We start from the raw sequence: 23,380 nt of genomic DNA on the forward strand, positions 1-23,380 counted from the left end.
TCAGCGTCGATCGGCCGGTAAACGACCGGCTTTGTTCACATCGTACCACCAGTTTTCCAGCCCGGTGGCAAACGCCGGTTTAATCTGCGGATGGGAAAACTTGTCCCACCAGGCCAGCCGCTGCTCGGCGTTGTACCACATCGGAATCATGTAGGCGTTCCACAGCAGCAGGCGATCCAGCGCCTGACCGAGCGGCAGCAGCGCTTTTTCATCGCCCTGATGCGCCACGATCTGCTGCACGAAATGGTCGACCAGCGGATCTTTTACCCGCGCGGTGTTCCATGAGGAGCTGATGTAATCCGACTGCCAGACATATTGCAGGCTGGTGGAGGGCCACGGCATCGCCTGATAAAGCGACGGAATCATGTCGTAATCGCCTTCGCGCAGCCGGCGCAGATATTGCGAACTGTCCACCTGACGCAGCGTCATCGTAATGCCAAGCCGTGCCAGGCTGTGCTGGAACGGCAGCGCCCAGTCGTTCTGAGAACCGCTGCGCAGCAACAGTTCAAACTGAAACGGCTGGCCGGTTTTCACGTTCACCAGCTGCTGATTTTTGATCTGCCAGCCGGCCTGCTTCAGCAGCGCCATCGCCCGCAGCAGATTGTTGCGGTCAAAGCCGCTGCCGTCAGAGTGCGGCGGCGCGTAGGCGTTGTTAAAGACCTCGGCAGGCAGCTGCGCCTTGTAGGGCGCGAGCAGGACCAGCTGATCGGCGTCAGGATAGCCTCTGGCGGCATAAGCGGTGTTCTGGAAGTAGCTGTCGGTCCGCTTGTAAGCGCCGTAGAACAGCGCTTTGTTCATCCACTCAAAATCAAACGCCAGCGTCAGCGCCTCGCGCACGCGGCGGTCGGCAAACAATGCTTTCTCGTTATTGAACGCCAGCCAGCGCGTGTCGGTGGCGACGTCATTCGGCGTGGTGGCTTTCACAATGGCGTGGCTGGTGAAATTGCGCCCGCGATATTGTGTGGCCCATTTCTTCGCCGAACTCTCTTCGCGCAGGTCATAGGCACCGGCCTTAAACGCTTCAAAAGCCACGTTGTCATCAAGATAGTAGTCGTAGCGCAGGGTATCAAAATTAAAGCGACCGCGGTTCACCGGCAGATTGGCCGCCCAGTAGTTCTTCACCCGGCTATATTGGATGAACTGGCCGGATTTGTACGAAGTGACGCGGTAAGGCCCGCTGGCGAGCGGCGGATAGCCAATCGGCTCATTGAATTTTTTGTTCTGCCAGAATTTTTCCGGCAGCACCGGCAGCGTGATCCAGCTCAGCACCAGGTCTTTGTCTGGCTTGGGCATCTCAATGCGCACCGTCAGCCGGTTCAGCGCTTTCACCTGCACGCCACGAAACGCCACGCGAAACTGCGGCACGCCTTCGGTCATGAATTTGCCGAAGGTGAAGGCGACATCCTGCGCGGTGATCGGTGTACCGTCCTGAAACTGCGCGTGCGGATTGATAGACACTTCCATCCAGTGATAATCGCTGGGATAGCGTGCTGATTCGGCGATCAGCGGATAGTAGCTGCCGGGCTCATCGTCTGAGGTGGTAAACAGGCCGTCGTACAGCGTGTCAGTGCCGATACCGGGGTTGCCGCGCGACGCATAGCGGTTGAAGTTGTCGTAAGTGCCCACCACGGCGAGGGTGATCTTGCCACCTTTTGGCGCCGCCGGATTGGCGTAATCATAATGGCTGAAGTTGACCGCGTATTTCGGTTCGCCCAGCTTCGCAAAGGCATAGCTTTCATGGATAGTGACCGCGTGCACCGGCGCAATGGCGCTGCACATCAGTAGTGCTGTGGCAAGACGAAGCAGCATAAGTGGGGCGCTCTCCTGTGATAATCCGCACTGTATGGTAGCAGTTTCATGCGCGGTACGTGACGTTAACCCAAACTGGCCTGGCTCTGATAGTAGCTGATCAGCTTTTCCGGACGCAGCGGGCGGCTAAACAGATACCCCTGCAGATGCGTGACGCCCCGGTTAACCAGCCAGGCCGCCTGGTCGCCGGTTTCCACCCCTTCCGCCACGGTTTTCAGGTTGAGTTTCTTTGCCAGCAGCAACACGGTGTCAAGCACCGGCGAGGTTACGGTTTCGGTGCCGATACTCTGCACAAAGCCGCGATCGATTTTCAGGTAGTCGAACGGATATTTTTCCAGATAGATCAGCGCGCTATGGCCAGTGCCAAAATCATCGATGGCAATCTTGAAATTGTGTTCATGCAGCCAGGCGAAGATTTCGCCGGCGTTCTTCTCCCGCACCATGGTGCGCTCGGTGATTTCAAATACATAGTTAAAATGATCGGCGGGCATACTGGCGATCCACGCCTGCACGTCGCGGCGAAAACTGGCCGATGCCAGATGCTGCGGTGACATATTCAGACTGAGACGGGTGCCGCGCGGCAGTTGCTGACAGAGAAAACGCGCGTCGCGCGCTACCAGGCTGAACAGATGTTGGGTCAGAGGAATAATCAGGTTTTGCGCTTCGGCGTGGCTGATAAATACATCAGGGGGGATCATGCCTTCAACCGGGTGAGTCCAGCGCAGCAGCGCTTCAACGCCATAGGGTTTGCCGTTGTGTGCCGTTACCAGCGGCTGATACTCAACGTGAAACTGACCGCGCCGGATGCCAAGCAGGATTTCACGTCCCGGTCGCTGATGCAGCGACAGCAGCAGCCAGCTGATTGCGGCAACCAGCAGCGCCAGCAGCAGGCCGGTCAGCAACGCCAGCGTGTAATCGCGTGAGGCCAGCGTGCTGCCGTAAAGCACAAAGCGCATGCTGCCGTCATCAAGCGTCAGGTCGGTGAGGGCGGGCGGCAAATCGCGGCTGCGCACCACCTGGCTGGTGCCGCTGAGCAGCGCGCTGTCGCCTGCCACCAGCGCCATGCGCGTGATTTCGGGATGGTAAGAGGCCAGCAGCTGGTAAGGCGTCATGCTGAGGTTCATGGTGGCGAGGATGCCGGTTTCGTTCGCTCCCGGACTTTTCAGCCACAGCGCCAGCGCTGGTTTGGCGGGCTGCAGCGGCGTGCCGGGCAGCAGGCGGACATCACGGTCGCGCTCCAGCTCTGAATCGGGTGAAATGGCGCTGGCGGCCAGCAGAAATGCGCCGGTAGCCGAGGAGCAGTAAGCGTTGCCGTCGCGTACCAGTAATATCGCGCGAATGTTGCCGGCAAAGGCGGCGCGAGAGGTCAGCTCACGGTTGACGCTGTTGCAGCTGAGCTGAGTGTATTGCTGCAGTGGATAAAGGCTCTCGACCAGGGTTGACATCACCTGTTGCAGATCGTCACGGCTGTGAGCCAGCAGCTGCTGGTGTTGCTGGACGCGTTTTTGCCAGGTCAGCGTGAGCAGGACGGTGACAAACAGGATAAAAAACGCGACCCCAATAATTACGCTACTCCAGGCGATGCGCCGCGAGTAGCTGGCATGACGATTTAACGTCCCCGACAGTGGCATGGAGTTGGTTCCCCTGATCTTGCCCTTTTTATTATAAAAACGCATACAACTGTGCTGGTTCAAGGCAACGAGAATATAACGAGGCTGCGCGAAAAGTCTCGTTATATTTTTGATTCACAATTACTTTTTCCGCCACGGATTTGGCTTAAGCAACCGCAGACGAAAAAAAACGCTGCCGGGGCAGCGTTTTCAGATTCTCTGGCTGAGAACATCAGGAAGGAAGGGGGTTAACTGGGGTTTTTTGCCAGTACCCGACGCGCTTCGCGGTAGCGGTTTTTCCAGTAACTGTCGTTAAGGCTGGAAATCATCACGCCGCTGCTGGTAGACGCGTGTACAAAATTGTCGTTGCCGAGATAGATGCCGACATGGCGACCGGTGGAGCCGGCGCGGAACAGCACTAAATCACCCGGACGCAGTTTACTGCGTGAAATCTCTTTACCGCTGTCCTGCTGTTCCGATGTGGAACGCGGCAGCTCTAAACCAAACTGTTCGCGAAAGGTGCGCTGAACAAAAGCAGAACAGTCAATGCCGCGTTTGGTGTCGCCGCCTAAGCGATAACGCACACCTTTCCAGTCACTGTACTGCTCCATGATGCGGGACTTAACGTCCACGTTCTGCACCATTTGTTCAAATTCGTCCTGAGACGCCTGAAGTAAAAAACCATTCTGGTTGTTAACTTCATGATTCTCGTTATTCGCGTTCTGACCGTTATGGGTACTGCTACATGCCGATAAGAGGGTTGCTAATGCTACTGCGGGAATAATCCGCCTGAGGTATCTCAGAATTGGTTGAGACTTGACCATTGTACGTGTTTTCCTTCGATGTCCTTACGACAGAATGTCGCCAGCCAGATGACAAAACGGGTTGAGATTAATAAGTGCGACCCTCTAAGACAATTCCTTAATTACTAAAATGTGTTAATGCACACATTTTTGTTGCTTAAGGTACCGAATTTTATGCTGCACGGTAGTAATCGGAGTTGAGGTTAACCGATTACAGACCGCGTGGCGAGTGCTTTTATATAAATTTTTATAGGTTTTTTTGATGTGAAATCAATCTGTAACACAACGGTTACTTTATCAACAACTGGTAGCGATTTAAGCGTCAATTAACCGCAGGAACAGCGGCTAATTCTGGCGCTAAGGGAGATTTTAAGAGGGTTCTGACTGGACAGGCCAGGAATAACGCCATTGTCAGACGATTTGACGCATAGGTTTTTCTTTTATCAGAAAACGCTTAGGCCGCTAATAATTTATTGCAGGATTAAATAAGCGCAGGCGATCTTAAAAACAGGGAATAATCGCCCGCGCTAAACAATTACGACTGGGGTTTATATTTTCCGGGCAGCGAACGATAGAGCCAGTTCACCAGTTTGTCGCTGGCCGGTGTTAATAACCACCAGCTCAGGCCCACCAGCACCACCGACAGCGAACCGACCGCAATATCGGTAAACCAATGCGCACCCGCCATCACGCGCGGCAGGGAAAAGACCACCACAATCAGCAGGCCCATCAGGAAGGCGCGGAAGCCGAAATAGCGCCACATAAAGCAGGCGAAGATAATCAGCATCATGCCGTGGTCGCCGGGGAAGCTGTCTCGGGACGCATCTTTTGCCGGAATGCCGGTCAGCTCACTGACGCGATGCACGTTATCAAAGAACAGCGTCGGGCTGGCATGCTTAACCGGCAGCAGATGGCCCAGCTGGTTAAGAATCACCGCCGTCAGCAGCATGGTGATACCAATCGCCAGCATACGACGTCGGCCCTGCGGCGTTTCGCGGCGCCAGAACCACAGATAGAGCAGGCCCATCGCCAGCAGCGACACCGCATCAAAACCGCGGAAATTGGTGATCGCCACCAGCAGCGCAAAGCCGTGATGGTCGACCATCTGGTCGTTAAAGCCAAAAAAGATGCCTTTGTCGAGAGCGAACCAGAACCCGTGCTCCGGCGGCAGATACCACGACATAAATAGCATCACACCCAGCGCATTCAGCAGCAGGATGGTGATCAAACGAGTAGTGCGCATAAAAGTAACTCAAAAAGAAAAAAATAACGGGCAAACCTACCGCAGCTAATTTAAACGAATCTTCAACAGGGCAGTCTGCAAGGCGTTCCAGTCGGCGGCCTGATGGTGGATCAATTCGATACGGCTATCCGGCGGCGTGACCGGGCGCGTTTCGATGAACAGGTCTTCGCCCTGACGGTTAATGCTGACCAGACCGTCAGCGGTACGCAGCACGCCTTTCACGCGATCCACCGGCGCAAGCCGCGCCCACTCTAAAGCCGGAATAGTATCGAACACCGTGTCACCATCGAAAATCCAGCCACAGGAAGCATAGCCCTGACCTTCATTTAACGCACGACGCCAGCGCGCTTCGCCTTCCAGTTTCAGCGCCGCCAGCCCCTGCGGGCGTGACGAATGATGATGATGCGCGGCATCGGGTACCGCACGATCCGCCAATGCCGGCTGACTCAGCAACGCCGGATCAATATTGCCCCAGCTGGCTTCCACCAGTTGACGGTCGCCCAGATGCTGCTGCTGCCAGCTCGCCAGCCGCTGACGATCTTCCGCATCCCATTTGTCGCTCTTATTGGCGATGATGATGTCTGCGGCGATCAGCTGGTCGCGAAAGTTTTCATTCTCCGTGACGCGCGTATCGGCTAACTGACGCGGATCGAGCAGCGTCAGCGTGGCGTCCACGCGGATCCACGGCTGATAGACCGCCGCGCGCAGCATATTCAGTAACTGTTTGGGATGGCCAAGGCCGGTGGGTTCGATAATCAGGCGGTCCGGCTGAGTCTGCTTCAGCAGCATATTCAGCCCGACCTGCAGCGGCAGGCCGTTAACACAGCACATGCAGCCGCCGGGGATCTCTTTCAGCGTGGCGCCGCGGTCGGCGAGCAGGGCGCCGTCAATGCCGATCTCACCAAACTCGTTGACCAGAATGGCCCACTTTTCATTGGCCGGTTTGTGCGCCAGCAGATGTAACAGGGTGGTGGTTTTACCGCTACCGAGAAAACCGGTAATCAGGTTCACGCGCGTCATGATTTACTCCGTTAAAATAGCCGCGCCGGACAACCGCATCCGGCGCGCAGGCTGTTGTTATACTATAACAATCAACCGCCGCCGGAGAAAATCGTGCGCTTAATCGGCGCGTCCCATATAGCGACGCTCGGCAATATGGATACGGATGCGATCGCCATTGCTCAGGTACTCAGGCACCTGAATCGACAGCCCGGTGCTCATGCCCGCCGGTTTGGTGCGCGCACTGGCGGATGCCCCTTTGATGCCAGGTGAGGTATCAACAATCTCCATGTCTACCGTCTGCGGCAGTTCCAGCGCCAGCACCTGGCCATCCATGGTGAGCACCTGGATACCGGGAATGCCGCCTTCCGGAATAAACAGCAGCTCTTCTTCGATCTGATCTTTTTTAAAGCTGTACGGCGTGTAATCTTCGTCATCCATAAACACGTATTCGTCGCCGTCGATGTATGAGAAGGTCACTGCGCGGCGGCTGAGCTGGATGGCATCAATAATGTCGTCACCCTTGAAGCGCTCTTCTACTTTCAGGCCGGTGCGCACATCGGTGAAACGCATCTTGTACAGCGTGGCGGCACCGCGCGCGCTTGGGCTCTGGACATCGATATCCTTCACCAGCAACAGTTTACCGTTCCAGGTGACGGCCATTCCTTTTTTGATTTCGTTTGCCTTTGGCATAATGCTTGACTCGCTATAACCAGGTAGATGCGCGCCAACTTACTCGCGCGGTGAAAAACAGGCAAGTGAGGCCGGTGAAAATTGTTGGTCGCGCATAGAATTCCGCGGTGCAGACTGCTATTGTCGGCCGCTAATCTTTGCAGGAGCGCATGATGTTATGTCGAGACCAGTGCGGTGCCTGTTGCACAGCCCCTTCCATCTCTTCCCCCATTCCGGGTATGCCTGACGGCAAACCGGCCAATACCCGCTGCGTTCAGCTCGACGAACAGCAGCGCTGCAAAATTTTTGGCTCGCCGCTGCGTCCGGCGGTGTGTGCCGGTTTACAGCCACAGGCGGAGATGTGCGGCAACAGCCGCGCCGACGCCATGATCTACCTGCTGCAGCTGGAAGCGGATACCGCGCCCTGAGTTAAGCTGACGCGAGCTGAAGAACGTATGCCTTTCACTGACCCCGTTACAGCAACGCGTCAGCTTTGCCCGCTGTGAAAAATCCTAAATCCGCCGCGAAGTGTGCGGAGCATCAAAAATCTGCTACGCCGATTGCGCATTTTCTTGCCTGTAATCGGGTGCTGTACCATATTCCCTGAAACGTTTCAGCGTTGTCCTCCCGGCTAAGTCCGTGTCGCACAGCGTATTTTTTCGCCATCAGGCTGAAACGATTCACTTTCAGCAAGCGAGGAGAAATATGTTCCAGCTCGAAGTTCAGGCCATTCACACCGGCGCCAGCGCGTCCGATAAAGAACAGGCCATTCGTCAGGTTGCCGCTGCGCTTACCGCGGCCGGAAATGTGGCCGAAGGCTACGTCGACGGCATGCTGGCGCGCGAACAGCAAACCACCACCTTTCTCGGCAACGGCATCGCCATTCCGCACGGCACCACCGATACCCGCGATCTGGTGCTGAAAACCGGCGTGCAGGTTTATCAGTTCCCGCAGGGCGTGGACTGGGGCGATGGCCAGACAGCGTACGTCGCCATCGGCATTGCCGCTAAATCTGACGAGCACCTCGCGCTGCTGCGCCAGCTGACCCACGTCTTAAGCGATGACAGCATCGCGGAGCAGCTGAAATCTGCCTCTGCTGAAGAGCTGCGCGCGCTGCTGATGGGTGAAAAGCAGGCCGCTGAATTCCAGTTCGATACGTCGCTGATCGCCACTGACGTGGCCGCCAGCGATCTGATGACGCTGCAGGCGCTGAACGCCGGTCGTCTGCAGGCGGCCGGTGCCGTTGACGCCAGCTTTGTCGCGGACGTTGTCTCGCACGCGCCGCTCAGCCTCGGTCAGGGCATCTGGCTGAGCGACAGCACGCACGGCAACCTCAACAGCGCGGTGGCAGTGAGCCGCAGCGCGACGCCGCTGACACATCAGGGCGAACCGGTAGCGCTGCTGCTGACGGTCGCCGCCACCGATCAGCGCCCGCTTGAGGTGCTGGGCTACCTCAGCAATCTGCTGCTGAACAAGCAGGCTGAACGCCTTCTGAAGGCGGACGCGGCAGGTATTCTCGCGCTGCTGACCAGCGAAGTTGATGAAGCTGCGGACGTCTTAACCGCGGAATTCACCATCCGCAACGAGCACGGTCTGCATGCGCGTCCGGGCACCGCGCTGGTGAGCGTGATCAAGCAGTTCAACAGTGATATCACCGTGACCAATCTCGACGGCAGCGGTAAGCCGGCTAATGGGCGCAGTCTGATGAAGGTGGTCGCGCTGGGCGTGAAGAAAGGCCATCGTCTGCGTTTCACCGCCAGCGGTGACGATGCGCAGCAGGCACTGCACGCTATCGAAGAAGCCATTAATAGCGGTCTGGGCGAGGGGGCAGCATGAGTCGTCGCGTTGCCACTATCACCCTGAACCCGGCGTACGATCTGGTCGGCTACACGCCGGAGATCGAGCGCGGCGAAGTTAACCTGGTCAAAACCACCGGGCTGCACGCTGCGGGTAAAGGCATCAATGTCGCCAAGGTGCTGAAAGATCTCGGCATCGACGTCACCGTCGGCGGCTTCCTCGGCAAAGAGAATCAGGACGGCTTTCAGCAGCTGTTCAGCGAACTCGGTATCGCTAACCGTTTTCAGGTGGTGCAGGGCCGTACCCGCATTAACGTTAAGCTGACGGAAAAAGACGGCGACGTCACCGACCTCAATTTCTCGGGCTTTGACGTCACGCCCCAGGACTGGGACCGCTTCACCGCCGACTCGCTGACCTGGCTGGGCCAGTTCGATATGGTGTGTGTCAGCGGCAGCCTGCCAGCCGGCGTTGCGCCAGACGCCTTCACCAAATGGATGAGCGATCTGCGCACCCACTGCCCATGCATCATTTTTGACAGCAGCCGTGAAGCGCTGGTGGCCGGTCTGAAAGCGGCACCGTGGCTGGTAAAACCCAATCGCCGCGAGCTGGAGATCTGGGCCGGCCGCAAGCTGCCGACGCTGCAGGATGTGATTGACGCCGCGCACCAGCTGCGCGAGCAGGGCATTGCCCACGTGGTGATCTCCCTCGGTGCGGAAGGCGCGCTGTGGGTCAATGCCTCTGGCGAATGGATCGCCAAACCGCCTGCGTGTGAAGTGGTCAGCACCGTAGGCGCCGGAGATTCGATGGTTGGCGGCCTGATTTATGGCCTGCTGATGCGGGAATCCAGTGAACACACGCTGCGTCTGGCGACGGCGGTGGCGGCCATGGCCGTCAGCCAGAGCAACGTCGGCGTGACCGATCGTACCCAGTTGGCCGCGATGATGGCGCGCGTCGACTTACAACCCGTTAACTAACAGCAGGAGAGCGATAATGAAAACGCTGCTGATAAAAGATTCTTCACTCGGCCTGGCATCAGGCCATTTAGCCTCGGAACGTCTGCAGGCGGCGGCAGGGCAGGCAGGACTGACGCTGGTCGACAGCGCCGCGGATGCCGAACTGGTGCTGGTGATTGGCCAGCAGATTACCGACAACGCGCAGCTCGCCGGCAAGTCCGTTGCCCTCGTGGATGTGCAGCAGGCGCTGCGCGATCCGCAGGCGGCACTGGCGCTGGCTAAAGATGCGGCGCAACCGTGGCAGCCGGCTGCGGCAACCCCGGCGACACCGGCGACAAGTGCACCGGCGCAGAGCGCCGGGCAGAAACGTATTGTGGCCGTCACTGCCTGTCCGACCGGCGTGGCGCATACCTTCATGGCAGCCGAGGCGATTGAGGCGGAAGCCAGCAAACGCGGCTGGTGGGTAAAAGTGGAAACCCGCGGCTCAGTCGGCGCCGGCAACCCGATCACCCCGGAAGAAGTGGCGGCGGCCGATCTGGTGATCGTTGCGGCGGATATCGACGTTGACCTGGCGAAATTTGCCGGCAAGCCGATGTACCGCACCTCCACCAGTCTGGCGCTGAAGAAAACCGCACAGGAGCTGGATAAAGCGCAGGCGGAAGCCAAAGTCTGGCAGCCTTCCGGCAACCAGGCGGCAGCCAGCCAGAGCGACAGCAAAGAGAAAGCCGGTGCCTATCGGCATCTGCTGACCGGCGTATCTTATATGCTGCCGATGGTGGTCGCCGGCGGTCTGAGCATTGCGCTGTCATTCGCCTTTGGGATTACCGCGTTTAAAGAGCAGGGCACCTTAGCCGCGGCGCTGATGCAGATCGGTGGCGGCAGCGCCTTTGCGCTGATGGTGCCGGTGCTGGCGGGCTTTATCGCCTTCTCGATTGCTGACCGTCCGGGCCTGACGCCGGGTCTGATTGGCGGCATGATTGCCACCAGCATCAACGCCGGTTTCCTTGGCGGCATTATCGCCGGTTTCATCGCCGGTTACGCCGCGAAACTACTGAGCAGCAAAGTGAAGCTGCCGCAAAGTATGGAAGCGCTGAAGCCGATTCTGATCATTCCGCTGGTGGCCAGTCTGATTACCGGCCTGCTGATGATTTACGTGGTAGGCAAACCGGTTGCCGGCATCATGAGCGGCCTGACCAGCTGGCTGGCGAACATGGGCACTGCTAACGCGGTCCTGCTGGGCGCGATTCTGGGCGGCATGATGTGTACCGACATGGGCGGTCCGGTGAACAAAGTGGCTTACGCGTTTGGTGTCGGTCTGCTGAGTTCGCAAACCTACGCGCCGATGGCCGCGATCATGGCGGCCGGTATGGTGCCACCGCTGGCGATGGGGCTGGCAACGCTGGTAGCGCGTCGTAAGTTCAATAAAGGTCAGCAGGAGGGCGGTAAAGCCGCGCTGGTACTCGGCCTGTGCTTTATCTCCGAAGGTGCCATTCCGTTTGCGGCGCGTGATCCGATGCGCGTGTTGCCATGCTGTATCGTGGGTGGCGCAGTGACCGGTGCGATCTCCATGGCGATGGGTGCCAAACTGATGGCGCCGCACGGCGGGCTGTTCGTCCTGCTGATTCCAGGCGCCATTACGCCGGTACTGGGTTACCTGCTGGCGATTGTGATTGGTACGCTGATTGCGGGTCTGGGCTATGCGATTCTGAAACGTCCGGAAGAGGAACTGGTCAAAGCCGCGTAACGGCAGCCAGGAACAACAAAGGGAGCCGCGGCTCCCTTTTTTTATTGGCGACAGGCCCCGGTGAAACCCGTTACGCCTGCTGCTCGGCCTTCAGCCAGGCAATTTCATCCTTCCAGATATCCGGATTGATGGTTTCGAGAATCATCGGGATACCGTCAAAACGCGCATCCTTCATCAGCCAGCTAAACGCGGTCTTGCCAATGTTGCCCTCGCCGAGGCTGTGATGGCGATCCACGCGGCTGCCGAGCGTGCTTTTGGCATCGTTAAGGTGCATACCGCGCAGATACTGAAAGCCCACCACGCGCTCAAACTCGGCAAAGGTAGCTTCACAGGCGGCTTCGCTGCGTAAATCATATCCGCCAGCGAAGGCATGGCAGGTGTCGATGCATACGCCGACGCGCGACTTATCCTCGACGTGGTCAATAATCGCCGCGAGGTGTTCAAAGCGGAAACCGAGGTTGCTGCCCTGACCGGCGGTATTCTCAATCACCGCTACCACGTTGTGGGTTTTATCCAGCGCAATGTTGATCGACTCGGCGATGCGCTTCAGGCAGGCATCTTCATCAATCTGCTGCAGGTGGCTGCCGGGATGGAAGTTGAGCAGCGTCAGACCAAGCTGTTCGGCGCGCTGCATCTCATCGATAAACGCCTCGCGCGATTTCTCCAGCGCGTCCATCACCGGGTGACCGAGGTTAATCAGATAGCTGTCGTGCGGCAGGATTTGCGCGGCGCTAAAGTTGTATTGATCGCAGGCGGTTTTAAAAGCGTCGATCACCTGCGCAGAGAGCGGCGCGGCTTTCCACTGGCGCTGATTTTTAGTGAACAGCGCAAAGGCTGTGGCTTCGATTTCATGGGCCCGGATCACTGCCTGGTCTACGCCGCCGGATGCGCTTACGTGTGCGCCGATATATTTCATGCCGCTCTCCTGAATGGGCGATTGCTGATGCAAAACGCCCATGATAGCGGATGCGCTTACGCCATGAAATGTTGCACCAGCACATTCAGTGCGCCGCCGCCAAGAATCAGCCAGATAAACATCAGCAGACCAAGCAGCAGCGGTTTGACGCCCGCCTGCTTCAGCGCGCCGAAACGGGTGGTTAAGCCCAGCGCCGCCATCGCCATCGCCAGCAGCAGATTCGCCAGCTGATTCAGTCCCGACACCACCGGCGGTGGCAGCAGGTGCAGCGAGTTAAACAGCGCCACCACAATAAACAACAGGGCAAACCACGGAAAGCGGATCGGCTGCTGTGCCTGACGCTGGTGGCTGCGCTGGCGCTGCAGCCAGCTGCCGAGGATCAGCAGAAACGGTGCCAGCATCATCACCCGCAGCATCTTGGCGATCACCGCCGTGTTCTCCGTTTCCGCGCCCATTGCATGGCCAGCCGCCACCACCTGCGCCACTTCGTGTAGCGTCGAGCCGGTAAAGACGCCAAAGTGCTGCGCGCTGACCTGCGGCAGCAGCGTCCAGAGAAACGGGTACAGCACAATGCCGACGGTGCCAAACAGCACCACGGTGGCCACCGCGACCGCCACTTTCGACGGTGCGGCTTTGATCACCGGTTCACTTGCCAGCACCGCTGCCGCACCGCAAATGCTGCTGCCGGCACCAATCAGCCACACGGTTTCGCGATCCATTTTCAGTACACGGATGCCGATCAGGCAGGTGATCAGAAAGGTTGAGCTTAGCACCAGCACATCAATCAGCACGCCGCTGACGCCGACATCGGCGATCTGCTGCACGGTGATGCGGAAGCCGTAAAGAATGATGCCGAGTCGCAGCAGTCGCTGTTTGGCCAGCAGCACCCCACTGTCGCACGGGGTCGCAACGCGGGGATACAGGCTATTACCCAGCACGATGCCGATAATGATGGCCAGCGTCAGCGCGCCGAATCCCGCGCCCGCCAGCCACGGCTGACTGGCCAGCCACGCGGCACCTGCGGCGATGGCGGCGGTCAGCAGCAGTCCCGGCAGCCAGCGATGAACATGAAAAGGGGTTTTGTTGACGCTTAGTTCAGCCATAATACGCTTCTCCTCAGTGAGGCTTTAGCGTGCGCCTGGCTGGCTTAAAAGTGAAATTGATAATATATTTATAATCAACCGGAATAAGTGATAAGGAAGGGCAACAATGTTCATGCGCTTGCGCCGCTGGGCGAAGCTCATCAAACGGGACGTGCTGACGCTGTGGTTTGCCTGTCGCGATCCGCGTACGCCGTGGTGGTTTAAGCTGCTGGCGTTTGGCATCGTCGCTTATGCGCTCAGCCCCATCGATCTGATTCCGGACTTCATCCCGATTATTGGCCTGCTGGATGACGCGATTATCATCCCGCTTGGCGTGATGGTCCTGCTGCGTCTGCTGCCGCGCGACGTGCGCATCAGCAGCGCCGAACGCGCCGAGGTGCAACGGGCGCGCGGCAAAAAGATCGTCAGCTGGAGCGGCCTGATTCTGATGCTGCTGATCTGGCTGGCGGTGGTGATCTATCTGGTGAAGCGGTACGCCATGTAAGGAGCACGCATGCACATTACGCTGCGTCAGATTGAAGTGTTTACCGAGGTGCTGAAAAGCGGCTCCACCACGCAGGCCTCGCAGGTGCTGGCGCTGTCGCAGTCGGCGGTCAGCGCGGCCCTGGCCGATCTGGAAAGTCAGCTCGGTGTACAGCTGTTCGACCGCGTCGGTAAACGGCTGGTGCTCAACGAGCACGGCCGGCTGCTCTATCCGCGTGCGGTCGGGCTGCTGGAGCAGGCGATTGAGATCGAACAGCTGTTTAAAGAGGACAACGGAGCGATTCGCCTGTTTGCCAGCAGCACCATCGGCAACTATCTGCTGCCGGGGATGATCGCCGCGTATCGTCGCGATTTTCCCACGCTGCCGCTGGAGCTGAGCGTTGGCAACAGCCAGGACGCCATCAATGCGGTGGCCGATTTTCGCGTCGACATTGGCCTGATTGAAGGGCCGTGCCATGAGCCGGATATCATCAGCGAACCGTGGCTGGAAGATGAACTGGTGGTGTTCGCCGCGCCGGATGCGCCGCTGTTACGGCAGCCGGTGACGCTGGAGACGCTGGCCGCTGCGCCGTGGATCCTGCGCGAGCGTGGTTCCGGTACGCGTGAGATTGTCGATTACCTGCTGCTGTCGCACCTGCCGCAGTTTCAGCTGGGGATGGAGTTGGGCAACTCGGAGGCGATTAAACACGCGGTGCGCCACGGCATGGGCATCAGCTGCTTATCGCGCCGGGTGATTACCGATTTGCTGGAGGCGGGCACGCTGACGGAAGTGCCGGTGCCCCTGCCGCGCCTGACGCGCACCCTGTATCGCATCCATCACCGGCAGAAACATCTGTCGAAAGCGCTGAGCCGCTTCCTCGCCTATTGCCGGGAATAGCTGCGGTGTGCCCTGTGCTGTGGCTAATAATTCCCGGCCGATTATGAAGGTAACTAATAACCCGAGGCGAATGCTATACAGTGCAGGCTTTGCTGCTACAATCGCGCCTTATTTTTATCCAGCATAGCGTTTACACATGCATAATGACTCAAAAACAACACAACAACCTGGGCTGCGCCGTGAATTAAAAGCGCGCCATCTCACCATGATCGCCATTGGCGGTTCTATCGGCACCGGCCTGTTTGTCGCCTCGGGTGCCACTATCTCTCAGGCGGGTCCTGGCGGTGCGTTACTCTCCTACGCGCTGATCGGCCTGATGGTCTACTTCCTGATGACCAGCCTCGGCGAACTGGCGGCGTTTATGCCGGTCTCCGGTTCCTTTGCCACCTACGGCGCCAAATATGTCGAAGAGGGCTTTGGCTTCGCGCTGGGCTGGAACTACTGGTACAACTGGGCGGTGACCATCGCCGTTGACCTCGTTGCCTCACAGCTGGTGATGAACTACTGGTTCCCGGACACGCCAGGCTGGATCTGGAGCGCGCTGTTCCTCGGTCTGATGTTCCTGCTCAACTACATTTCGGTCAAAGGCTTCGGCGAGGCGGAATACTGGTTCTCGCTGATCAAAGTCGCCACCGTCATCATCTTTATTGTGGTCGGTGTGCTGATGATTACCGGCATCCTGCGCGGCGCAGAAAATGCAGGCTGGCACAACTGGACGGTGGGAGATGCGCCGTTTGCCGGCGGGTTTGCCGCGATGATTGGCGTGGCGATGATTGTCGGCTTCTCTTTCCAGGGCACCGAACTGATCGGGATTGCCGCCGGTGAATCAGAAGACCCGGCGAAGAATATCCCGCGCGCGGTGCGCCAGGTGTTCTGGCGTATTCTGCTGTTCTATGTGTTCGCGATCCTGATCATCAGCCTGATTCTGCCGTATACCGATCCGCAGCTGCTGCATAACGATGTCACCGATATCAGCGTCAGCCCGTTCACGCTGGTGTTCCAGAATGCCGGTCTGCTGTCCGCGGCGGCGGTGATGAACGCGGTGATCCTGACGGCGGTGCTGTCGGCGGGTAACTCCGGCATGTACGCCTCAACGCGTATGCTGTTTAACCTGGCGCAGGAAGGCAAGGCACCGCGCATTTTTGCGAAGCTGTCGAAAGGCGGCGTACCGCGCAATGCCCTGCTGGCGACCACGGTGGTGGCAGCGCTGTGCTTCCTGACCTCGAAATTTGGCAATCAGGAAGTGTACCTGTGGCTGCTGAATACGTCAGGGATGACCGGCTTTATCGCCTGGCTCGGCATTGCTATCAGCCATTATCGCTTCCGCCGCGGCTATGTGGCGCAGGGGCTGAATCTGGCCGATCTGCCTTACCGCTCCGGCTTCTTCCCGCTGGGTCCGATGTTTGCGTTCGCGCTGTGTCTGATCATTACGCTGGGGCAGAATTATCAGGCATTTCTCGCCGATCGCATCGACTGGTACGGCGTAGCCGCAACCTATATCGGTATTCCGCTGTTCCTGGTGATCTGGCTGGGCTACAAGCTGACGCGCGGCACCCGCTTCGTGAAATACAGCGAGATGGAATTCCCTTCCTTTAAGCAGTAATGCCTGACAACGCGGCCTGGAGGCGTTTTTGCGCGATGAATCGCGCCGCTACAAATCGGTACAACTTTCTGTTGCGGCGCAATTTATTGCGCTGGCAAACAGGCAGTAGTGCCCGACAACGCGGCCGGGAGGCGTTTTTGCGCGATGAATCGCGCCGCTACAAACCGGTGCAACCCTCTGTAGCGGCGCAATTTATTGCGCTGGCAAACAGGCAGTAATACCTGACAACGCGGCCTGGACGCGGTCTTGCGCGATGAATCGCGCCGCTACAAATCGGTGCAACCCTCTGTAGCGGCGCAATTTATTGCGCTGGCAAACAGGCAGTAATGCATGACAACGCGGCCTGGCGCGGTTTTGCGCGATGCATCGTGCCGCTACAAATCGGTGCAACCCTCTGTAGCGGCGCAATTTATTGCGCTGGCAAACAGGCAGTAATACCTGACAACGCGGCCCCGGCCGCGTTTTTTTTGCGAACTATTACACTATGCAAACCTGGCGCAAACCATTCGGGCTTTGTTACAGAGACAGCATTGATAATTATTATCACCTGCTCTATTGTGGCAGCCGTTATAAGGCGACAGGAAACAGGTAGAACAATGCGTAGTACGGACTCCGCGCTGGTGGCGGAACATGGCACCGAAGCCGATACCCTGACCCGTTATCGTCAGGTTCTGCGTCAGCGACTGCTGCTGATTGGTGTGCTGGTGCTGGCGATCCTCGCTTCAGTTATCCTCGATTTCACCCTTGGCCCGGCCGGCCTGACGCTCAATACGCTGTGGCAAACGCTGCTCCATCCCGCAGCGGTGGATGCTGGCACGCGCGTGATCGTCTGGGACATCCGTCTGCCGTATGCGCTAATGGCGGTGGTGGTCGGCTTCTCACTCGGCCTCGCCGGTGCTGAAATGCAGACCATCCTCAATAACCCGCTGGCCAGCCCGTTTACGCTCGGCGTCTCGTCGGCAGCGGCGTTTGGTGCCGCGCTGGCGATCATTCTCGGCATTGGTATTCCCGGCGTGCCGGACCAGTGGCTGATCTCCGCCAATGCCTTTGTCTTCGCCTTGTTTGCCGCGCTGATGCTGGATGGCATCACGCGCTGGACCAAAGTCTCAACCTCCGGCGTGGTGCTGTTTGGCATCGCGCTGGTGTTCACCTTTAACGCCCTGGTTTCGATGATGCAGTTCATCGCCAGCGAAGATACGCTGCAGGGCCTGGTGTTCTGGACCATGGGCAGTCTGGCGCGTGCCTCATGGGAAAAACTGGGCGTGCTGAGCGCCGCCTTTGCCATCCTGCTGCCGTTCTCGATGCTCAGCAGCTGGAAACTCACGGCGCTGCGCCTGGGTGAAGATCGCGCGGTGAGCTTCGGCATTGATGTGCGGCGTCTGCGGCTGGCGACGCTGTTGCGCATCAGCATTCTCTCAGCGCTGGCGGTGGCATTCGTCGGCCCGATCGGCTTTATCGGCCTGGTCGCGCCGCACATTGCGCGCATGATGTTTGGTGAAGATCACCGCTACTATCTGCCGGCCAGTGCGCTGACCGGCGCGCTGGTGCTGTCGCTGGCGTCGGTAGCCTCGAAAAACCTCATTCCCGGCGTCATCATTCCGGTCGGCATCGTCACCTCGCTGGTGGGCGTGCCGTTCTTTCTCAGCATTATTCTGCGTCATCGGGGGACAGTGTGATGGAGCAGGGCTTACGCGTCAGCCACTTTTACGCCGGTTACCCGAAGCGGAACGTCATCGACGATCTCAATGTCACGCCGCTGCCACGCGGCAAAATCACCGTACTGCTGGGCCCCAACGGCTGCGGCAAATCGACGCTGCTGCGCGCGCTGGCCGGTCTGAGCAAAGGGCAGGGCGAGCTGTGGCTCAACGGTGAAGAGCTGATGAGCCAGCCGTTTGCCCGGCGCGCGCAGCGCGTGGTCTATCTGCCGCAGACGCTGCCAGCCGGTGTGCATCTGCACGTGCTGGAGTCGATCATCGTGGCGCAGCGTGCCTCCGGTGGATTACACAGCGCCGCCAGTGAAGCGGAAATCATGCACCTGCTGGAGCAGCTGGGCATTGCCCACCTGGCGATGCGTTATCTCGATCAGCTGTCCGGTGGCCAGAAGCAGCTGGTCGGGCTGGCGCAGTCGCTGATTCGCCGTCCGGAACTGCTGCTGCTGGATGAACCGCTCAGCGCGCTGGATTTGAATTATCAGTTCCACGTGATGGATTTGGTGCGGCGCGAAACCCGGCTGCGCAACATGGTGACGGTGGTGGTGGTGCATGACATCAATATCGCGCTGCGTCATGCCGATCATGCGCTGATGCTGAAGCAGGGGCAACTGCTGGCCGACGGTGTGCCGTCGCAGGTGATTACGCCGGAGACGCTGGCGCAGGTGTATGGCGTGCGCGGCCGCATTGAGCACTGCTCACAGGGCATGCCGCAGGTAATGATTGATGGGCTGGTGGCGGAATCGCTGGCCTGACGCCAGACACGTTCTGCCCCTCAGCATCAGAGGGGCAGAAAAGTGCACTACGCCAGTAAATGCTGCGCGTGGAACCGCAGATGGTCCTCCACAAAGCTGGCGATAAAGAAGTAGCTGTGGTCATACCCCGGCTGGATACGCAGCTCCAGCGGGAAGTTCTGCTCGCGCGCCACTGCTTCCAGCCGCTCCGGGCGTAGCTGATCGGCGAGGAACTGATCGCTATCGCCCTGATCGATCAGCACCGGCAGGCGATGTTCAGCGTTCTGCATCAGCAGGCAGCTATCCCACTCGCGCCACGTCTGGCGATCGTCGCCCAGATAGGCGGCAAAGGCTTTCTGTCCCCACGGCACTTCGGTCGGATTGACGATTGGCGCAAACGCGGACGCCGACGCAAAGCGCCCGCCGAGGCGCAGCGCCAGCACCAGCGCGCCGTGGCCGCCCATCGAATGCCCCATTACCGACTGGCGATCGCTCAGCTTGAAGTTATCCGCCACCAGTGCCGGCAGCTCCTCGCTGAGATAATCGAACATGCGATAATGTGCCGCCCACGGTTGCTGCGTGGCGTTGAGATAAAACCCGGCACCCTGGCCCAGATCGTACCCGCTGTCATTGGCCACTGCATCGCCGCGCGGGCTGGTGTCCGGCATAATCAGCACCAGACCGAGTTCGGCCGCCACGCGCTGCGCACCGGCTTTGGTGGTGAAGTTCTCATCGTTGCAGGTCAACCCGGCGAGAAACCACACCACCGGCGGTGGCGCGTCGTCGCGCGGCGGTGGCAGAAAAATGCTGAACGTCATCGGGCAGTTGAGCACGGCCGACTGATGACGCCAGCGCTGCTGCCAGCCGCCAAAAATACGGTGTTCTTCCAGCAGCTCCAGAGTGGATGCCATGTCGCCTCCTGCTTATTTATTAAAATGCACCACGGAACGGATCGATTTGCCTTCATGCATCAGCTCAAATGCCTCGTTGATCTCTTCCAGCGGCATGGTGTGGGTGATGAAATCATTCAGCGCAAACTTACCGTCGAGGTAATCCTGCACGATGCCCGGCAGCTGGGTGCGTCCTTTCACGCCGCCAAACGCCGACCCGCGCCATACGCGGCCGGTGACCAGCTGGAACGGCCGGGTAGAAATCTCTTCGCCGGCACCGGCAACGCCGATAATCACTGATTCGCCCCAGCCTTTATGGCAGCACTCCAGCGCGGAACGCATCACGTTGACGTTACCGATACACTCAAACGAGAAGTCCACGCCGCCGTCGGTCATCTCGACGATAACCTCCTGAATTGGCTTAGCAAAATCTTTCGGATTAACCAGGTCGGTTGCGCCCAGTTTGCGCGCCAGGTCAAACTTGCTGGTATTGATATCAATACCGATGATGCGACCGGCCTTCGCCATTTTCGCCCCAATGATCGCCGACAGGCCAATACCGCCGAGGCCGAAAATCGCCACGGTGTCGCCTTCTTTCACTTTGGCGGTATTCATCACCGCGCCCATGCCGGTGGTTACGCCACAGCCGAGCAGGCACACTTCTTCCAGCGGCGCTTCTTTGCTGATTTTCGCCAGGGAGATTTCCGGTACAACGGTGTACTCAGAGAAGGTCGAGGTGCCCATGTAATGGAAGATCGGCTTGCCGTCTTTAAAGAAGCGGGTGGTGCCGTCGGGCATCAGCCCTTTGCCCTGCGTGGTGCGGATTGCCTGACACAGGTTGGTTTTGCCGGAGAGACAGAATTTACACTTGCCGCACTCTGGCGTGTACAGCGGGATCACGTGATCGCCGACCGCCACGCTGGTAACGCCTTCGCCCACCGCTTCAACCACGCCGCCACCTTCGTGACCGAGGATCGCCGGGAATACGCCTTCCGGATCTTTACCTGACAGGGTGTAAGCATCGGTATGGCACACGCCGGTGGCAACGATGCGCACCAGCACTTCCCCTTTCTGTGGCGGCATCAGATCCACTTCTTCAATCTTCAGCGGTTCGCCAGCAGCCCAGGCCACGGCCGCGCGGGTTTTAATCATGTTCATGCAATCCCTCTTCCTGTGATGTCGTGATTGGATAAAAAATAACGCTTACTCAGCGGCCTGCAGCGGATGCAGCAGTTCATCGTTGAGCGGGCGGTCATCAAACATTTCAATAATCAGATACTTCAGCGCCTCAACGTTGGGCGTAAAGGCGTCGCGGCGCCACATCAGCCAGGTGGCCGTGTCGCGCCAGGTCGGCGGCAGGCTGTGCTGCTGCACGCGCGCGCGGGCCGGCATCTGCGCCAGCACCGAGGCGGGAATCATTGCCACGCCGCCGCCGCCGGCTACGCAGGCGACCATGGCGTGATAAGACTGAATCTCCATAACGCTGTGCGGTGCGCTCTGGCTGTCGCGATACCAGGACTCCAGCCGGGTGCGGTACGAGCAGCTGTTGCCAAAGGCAAACAGCGTATCGCCCTGCGTATCGCGGGCGCTGTGAATCGGCGCATGTTCGAGGCTGGTGATCAGTACCATCTCTTCACGAAAGGCGATGCAGCCATTCAGATCGTCATGACTGGCCGGACCGTCCACCAGCGCCGCCGCCAGCGTGCCGGCGCGCACTTTATCGATGATATCGCCTGAGGTGCCGGTCACCAGCGACAGCGCGACGTTGGGGAAGCGCTGATGATAGGCGGCCAGCAATCCCGGCAGGCGGGTGGCGGCGGTGCTCTCCATCGAACCGAAGGCAAAGTTACCACCGGGTTCACCGGCGCGCGCCATGTTCAGCGCCTCGTCGCTCAACGCCAGAATACGCTGCGCATAATTGAGGAAATTGTGGCCCATCGGCGACAAACGAATGCGCTGCTTCTCACGAATAAACAGATCGACGCCGATTTCTTCTTCCAGCTGTCGCAGTCGCGTGGTGAGATTAGACGGCACGCGATGCAGCACTTCGGCGGCGCGCGCCAGTGAGCCGGTTTCGGCCACGGAACAGAACATGCGGAGCTGTACTAAATCCATATTCTCTTCTCGTAAACAACTTGGTTAATATTATTCACTTTTCGTGAGTCTAAACGTCATGCATGCTGCTGACAAGTGATAATCCAATCGATCCGGAGTCAGAATGGCGTGGCGAGTTGCGCTTAGCGCGTTTTTAAGTTTAGTGGTTGCAATGGGGATTGGGCGATTTGCGTTTACCCCGCAGGTGCCGCTGATGATTCACGACGGTCAGCTCACGCTCGCCAGCGCCAGCCTGGTCGCGGCGCTGAACTATCTCGGTTATCTGGCCGGATCGTTTGACGCGATGCGCGCGCAGCGGCGTGTGGAGTGGCGGCTGCAGCTGGGCGTCTGGGGTGCCGTCGCGCTGACGTTGCTGTCCGCCTGTATCAGCGGGCCGTGGCTGCATGCGGTGGTGCGTTTCCTGATCGGCGTCGCCAGCGGCTGGGCAATGGTGCTGGTGGCAGCATGGAGCAATGAGCAACTGCTGCACCACGGCCGGCCGGGCCTGTCGGCAGCGGTGTTTGCCGGTCCCGGCACCGGCATCTTCATCAGCGGCATGCTGGCGGTACTGCTGCACGCCAGCGGCGTGAGCGCGGCGTTTGCCTGGGCGGCGTACGGTGTGCTGGCGCTGCTGCTGATTGCCGCGATTGCGCGCTGCCTGCCGCGCAGCGGACAGCTGCATCGTCCGCAACAGGCCGCCGCACCGCTGCTGCTGACGCGTGATCTGAAGCGCCTGATCCTCAGCTACAGCCTCGCCGGCTTTGGCTATATTCTGCCCGCCACCTTCCTGTCGCAAATGGCGGCAGCGCTTCCCTGATAGCGCTTTTGCGCAGTTTGTCTGGCCGGTGTTTGGCGGCGCGGCGGTGATCGGCATCGTGCTGGGGATCGTGACGCGCCACTGGGGCAGCAGCCATCGGCGGCTGGCGCTGGTGCTGTGGGCGCAGGCGCTGGGCGTAATCGCGGCCATCGTACTGCCGGGCATCAACGGTCTACTGCTGGCAGCGCTGCTGATTGGTGGCGGCTTTCTCTGCGTGGTGCAGCTGTCGCTGCAGTACAGCCGGGAGCTGGCGCCGCACCATGCGCGCTATCTCGCCGGCCTGCTCACGACCGGTTATGCCATCGGACAGCTCGGTGGGCCGCTGCTGTCCTGGATTTCCAGCCTGCTGTGGCACCGGCTCGATCCGGCGCTGTGGGTGGCCGGAGGCGGGTTGCTGCTGGCGGGGGCGCTGGTGATGCGGCGATCGCCCACCTGAAACGCTTTCATTTCCAATCGGATTGATTGCTGGATTAAGCGCGCGTTGTGTTTCACAATACGCGCTCAGAATTTCCCCCGCAGGCGCA

20 protein-coding genes and 1 pseudogene are annotated in these 23,380 nt (G+C 59.1%); 10 read left to right on the top strand and 11 right to left on the bottom strand.

All coding sequences use genetic code 11. The features are described 5' to 3' along the window. From H7K56_RS12035 to yeiP, 6 genes are all read right to left on the bottom strand, one after another. The gene (locus H7K56_RS12035) at positions 1-1,809 is read right to left on the bottom strand and encodes an extracellular solute-binding protein (RefSeq protein WP_150361314.1); all 1,809 of its coding nucleotides are present in this window, start codon (positions 1,807-1,809) and stop codon (positions 1-3) included. Between the two features lie 65 nt (positions 1,810-1,874). Then, a complete protein-coding gene (gene pdeN, locus H7K56_RS12040; RefSeq protein WP_058757525.1) occupies positions 1,875-3,440 on the bottom strand; it encodes a cyclic di-3',5'-guanosine monophosphate phosphodiesterase PdeN in 1,566 nt (521 codons plus the stop codon). Between the two features lie 227 nt (positions 3,441-3,667). Continuing rightward, the gene (gene mepS, locus H7K56_RS12045) at positions 3,668-4,243 is read right to left on the bottom strand and encodes a bifunctional murein DD-endopeptidase/murein LD-carboxypeptidase (protein WP_031280047.1); all 576 of its coding nucleotides are present in this window, start codon (positions 4,241-4,243) and stop codon (positions 3,668-3,670) included. Positions 4,244-4,757: 514 nt separating this feature from the next. Next, entirely contained in the window at positions 4,758-5,465 is a 708-nt protein-coding gene (locus H7K56_RS12050; RefSeq protein WP_150361312.1) for a phosphatase PAP2 family protein, read from the bottom strand. Between the two features lie 45 nt (positions 5,466-5,510). After that, entirely contained in the window at positions 5,511-6,485 is a 975-nt protein-coding gene (locus H7K56_RS12055; protein WP_058769931.1) for a CobW family GTP-binding protein, read from the bottom strand. A 99-nt stretch (positions 6,486-6,584) separates the two neighbouring features. After that, on the bottom strand, positions 6,585-7,157 hold the full coding sequence (gene yeiP / locus H7K56_RS12060; protein WP_031280049.1) for an elongation factor P-like protein YeiP: 573 nt from the start codon (positions 7,155-7,157) through the stop codon (positions 6,585-6,587). A 152-nt stretch (positions 7,158-7,309) separates the two neighbouring features. Here yeiP and H7K56_RS12065 point away from each other — a divergent pair, with 152 nt between their 5' ends. The 4 genes from H7K56_RS12065 (at position 7,310) to fruA (ending at position 11,630) form a co-directional block, all read left to right on the top strand. Next, complete coding sequence (locus H7K56_RS12065) at positions 7,310-7,564, top strand: YkgJ family cysteine cluster protein (RefSeq protein ID WP_058757250.1); 255 nt, start codon at positions 7,310-7,312, stop codon at positions 7,562-7,564. A 277-nt stretch (positions 7,565-7,841) separates the two neighbouring features. Beyond that, on the top strand, positions 7,842-8,972 hold the full coding sequence (gene fruB, locus H7K56_RS12070) for a fused PTS fructose transporter subunit IIA/HPr protein (protein WP_058769932.1): 1,131 nt from the start codon (positions 7,842-7,844) through the stop codon (positions 8,970-8,972). After that, entirely contained in the window at positions 8,969-9,907 is a 939-nt protein-coding gene (gene fruK, locus H7K56_RS12075) for a 1-phosphofructokinase (RefSeq protein WP_021509266.1), read from the top strand. Before fruB ends, fruK begins: the two co-directional genes overlap by 4 nt. Before the next feature lie 16 nt (positions 9,908-9,923). After that, positions 9,924-11,630: a PTS fructose transporter subunit IIBC gene (gene fruA, locus H7K56_RS12080; protein WP_104188504.1), complete on the top strand. Its 1,707-nt coding sequence runs from the start codon at positions 9,924-9,926 to the stop codon at positions 11,628-11,630. Positions 11,631-11,700: 70 nt separating this feature from the next. Here fruA and nfo read toward each other — a convergent pair whose 3' ends face one another. Continuing rightward, positions 11,701-12,546, bottom strand: a complete 846-nt coding sequence (nfo, locus tag H7K56_RS12085) for a deoxyribonuclease IV (RefSeq protein WP_058775787.1) — start codon at positions 12,544-12,546, stop codon at positions 11,701-11,703. 56 nt (positions 12,547-12,602) lie between these two features. Further along, the gene (locus tag H7K56_RS12090; RefSeq protein WP_150361310.1) at positions 12,603-13,649 is read right to left on the bottom strand and encodes a YeiH family putative sulfate export transporter; all 1,047 of its coding nucleotides are present in this window, start codon (positions 13,647-13,649) and stop codon (positions 12,603-12,605) included. A 106-nt stretch (positions 13,650-13,755) separates the two neighbouring features. On the opposite strand from H7K56_RS12090, the gene H7K56_RS12095 reads away from it, so the two are divergent. The 5 genes from H7K56_RS12095 to H7K56_RS12115 all read left to right on the top strand — a co-directional run bounded on the left by H7K56_RS12095 (position 13,756) and on the right by H7K56_RS12115 (position 19,076). Continuing rightward, positions 13,756-14,133 carry a YkvA family protein gene (locus H7K56_RS12095; protein WP_021509270.1) on the top strand — a complete coding sequence of 126 codons (378 nt, stop codon included), beginning with the start codon at positions 13,756-13,758 and terminating at the stop codon, positions 14,131-14,133. Positions 14,134-14,142: 9 nt separating this feature from the next. Beyond that, the gene (gene yieE / locus H7K56_RS12100; protein WP_021509271.1) at positions 14,143-15,009 is read left to right on the top strand and encodes a DNA-binding transcriptional regulator YeiE; all 867 of its coding nucleotides are present in this window, start codon (positions 14,143-14,145) and stop codon (positions 15,007-15,009) included. Positions 15,010-15,145: 136 nt separating this feature from the next. Further along, entirely contained in the window at positions 15,146-16,612 is a 1,467-nt protein-coding gene (locus H7K56_RS12105; RefSeq protein WP_021509272.1) for an amino acid permease, read from the top strand. Positions 16,613-17,208: 596 nt separating this feature from the next. Next, positions 17,209-18,288 carry a FecCD family ABC transporter permease gene (locus H7K56_RS12110; protein ID WP_058769937.1) on the top strand — a complete coding sequence of 360 codons (1,080 nt, stop codon included), beginning with the start codon at positions 17,209-17,211 and terminating at the stop codon, positions 18,286-18,288. Next, on the top strand, positions 18,288-19,076 hold the full coding sequence (locus H7K56_RS12115; protein ID WP_150361309.1) for an ABC transporter ATP-binding protein: 789 nt from the start codon (positions 18,288-18,290) through the stop codon (positions 19,074-19,076). Before H7K56_RS12110 ends, H7K56_RS12115 begins: the two co-directional genes overlap by 1 nt. Positions 19,077-19,123: 47 nt before the next feature. Here H7K56_RS12115 and fghA read toward each other — a convergent pair whose 3' ends face one another. From fghA to ptrR, 3 genes are read right to left on the bottom strand one after another with little or no spacing between them, the layout of a single operon-like run. Further along, positions 19,124-19,966 (bottom strand): S-formylglutathione hydrolase, encoded by an 843-nt coding sequence (gene fghA, locus H7K56_RS12120; protein ID WP_021509275.1) that lies wholly within the window; start codon positions 19,964-19,966, stop codon positions 19,124-19,126. 12 nt (positions 19,967-19,978) lie between these two features. Next, a complete protein-coding gene (locus H7K56_RS12125; RefSeq protein ID WP_021509276.1) occupies positions 19,979-21,103 on the bottom strand; it encodes an S-(hydroxymethyl)glutathione dehydrogenase/class III alcohol dehydrogenase in 1,125 nt (374 codons plus the stop codon). A 45-nt stretch (positions 21,104-21,148) separates the two neighbouring features. Beyond that, positions 21,149-22,060 (bottom strand): putrescine utilization regulator PtrR, encoded by a 912-nt coding sequence (gene ptrR / locus H7K56_RS12130; RefSeq protein WP_182689018.1) that lies wholly within the window; start codon positions 22,058-22,060, stop codon positions 21,149-21,151. A gap of 103 nt (positions 22,061-22,163) precedes the next feature. Between ptrR and H7K56_RS12135 the strand changes: the two are divergent. Next, a pseudogene (locus H7K56_RS12135) lies at positions 22,164-23,292 on the top strand (YbfB/YjiJ family MFS transporter). Positions 23,293-23,380 lie beyond the last annotated feature (88 nt).

The organism is Pantoea dispersa, from assembly GCF_014155765.1.
GTDB classification, from domain to species: domain Bacteria; phylum Pseudomonadota; class Gammaproteobacteria; order Enterobacterales; family Enterobacteriaceae; genus Pantoea; species Pantoea dispersa.

Coding starts and splice junctions, on each gene's coding strand:
- H7K56_RS12035 (WP_150361314.1), bottom strand. CDS start 1,809: ATGCTGCTTCGTCTTGCCACAGCACTACTGATGTGCAGCGCCATTGCG.
- pdeN (WP_058757525.1), bottom strand. CDS start 3,440: ATGCCACTGTCGGGGACGTTAAATCGTCATGCCAGCTACTCGCGGCGC.
- mepS (WP_031280047.1), bottom strand. CDS start 4,243: ATGGTCAAGTCTCAACCAATTCTGAGATACCTCAGGCGGATTATTCCC.
- H7K56_RS12050 (WP_150361312.1), bottom strand. CDS start 5,465: ATGCGCACTACTCGTTTGATCACCATCCTGCTGCTGAATGCGCTGGGT.
- H7K56_RS12055 (WP_058769931.1), bottom strand. CDS start 6,485: ATGACGCGCGTGAACCTGATTACCGGTTTTCTCGGTAGCGGTAAAACC.
- yeiP (WP_031280049.1), bottom strand. CDS start 7,157: ATGCCAAAGGCAAACGAAATCAAAAAAGGAATGGCCGTCACCTGGAAC.
- H7K56_RS12065 (WP_058757250.1), top strand. CDS start 7,310: ATGTTATGTCGAGACCAGTGCGGTGCCTGTTGCACAGCCCCTTCCATC.
- fruB (WP_058769932.1), top strand. CDS start 7,842: ATGTTCCAGCTCGAAGTTCAGGCCATTCACACCGGCGCCAGCGCGTCC.
- fruK (WP_021509266.1), top strand. CDS start 8,969: ATGAGTCGTCGCGTTGCCACTATCACCCTGAACCCGGCGTACGATCTG.
- fruA (WP_104188504.1), top strand. CDS start 9,924: ATGAAAACGCTGCTGATAAAAGATTCTTCACTCGGCCTGGCATCAGGC.
- nfo (WP_058775787.1), bottom strand. CDS start 12,546: ATGAAATATATCGGCGCACACGTAAGCGCATCCGGCGGCGTAGACCAG.
- H7K56_RS12090 (WP_150361310.1), bottom strand. CDS start 13,649: ATGGCTGAACTAAGCGTCAACAAAACCCCTTTTCATGTTCATCGCTGG.
- H7K56_RS12095 (WP_021509270.1), top strand. CDS start 13,756: ATGTTCATGCGCTTGCGCCGCTGGGCGAAGCTCATCAAACGGGACGTG.
- yieE (WP_021509271.1), top strand. CDS start 14,143: ATGCACATTACGCTGCGTCAGATTGAAGTGTTTACCGAGGTGCTGAAA.
- H7K56_RS12105 (WP_021509272.1), top strand. CDS start 15,146: ATGCATAATGACTCAAAAACAACACAACAACCTGGGCTGCGCCGTGAA.
- H7K56_RS12110 (WP_058769937.1), top strand. CDS start 17,209: ATGCGTAGTACGGACTCCGCGCTGGTGGCGGAACATGGCACCGAAGCC.
- H7K56_RS12115 (WP_150361309.1), top strand. CDS start 18,288: ATGGAGCAGGGCTTACGCGTCAGCCACTTTTACGCCGGTTACCCGAAG.
- fghA (WP_021509275.1), bottom strand. CDS start 19,966: ATGGCATCCACTCTGGAGCTGCTGGAAGAACACCGTATTTTTGGCGGC.
- H7K56_RS12125 (WP_021509276.1), bottom strand. CDS start 21,103: ATGAACATGATTAAAACCCGCGCGGCCGTGGCCTGGGCTGCTGGCGAA.
- ptrR (WP_182689018.1), bottom strand. CDS start 22,060: ATGGATTTAGTACAGCTCCGCATGTTCTGTTCCGTGGCCGAAACCGGC.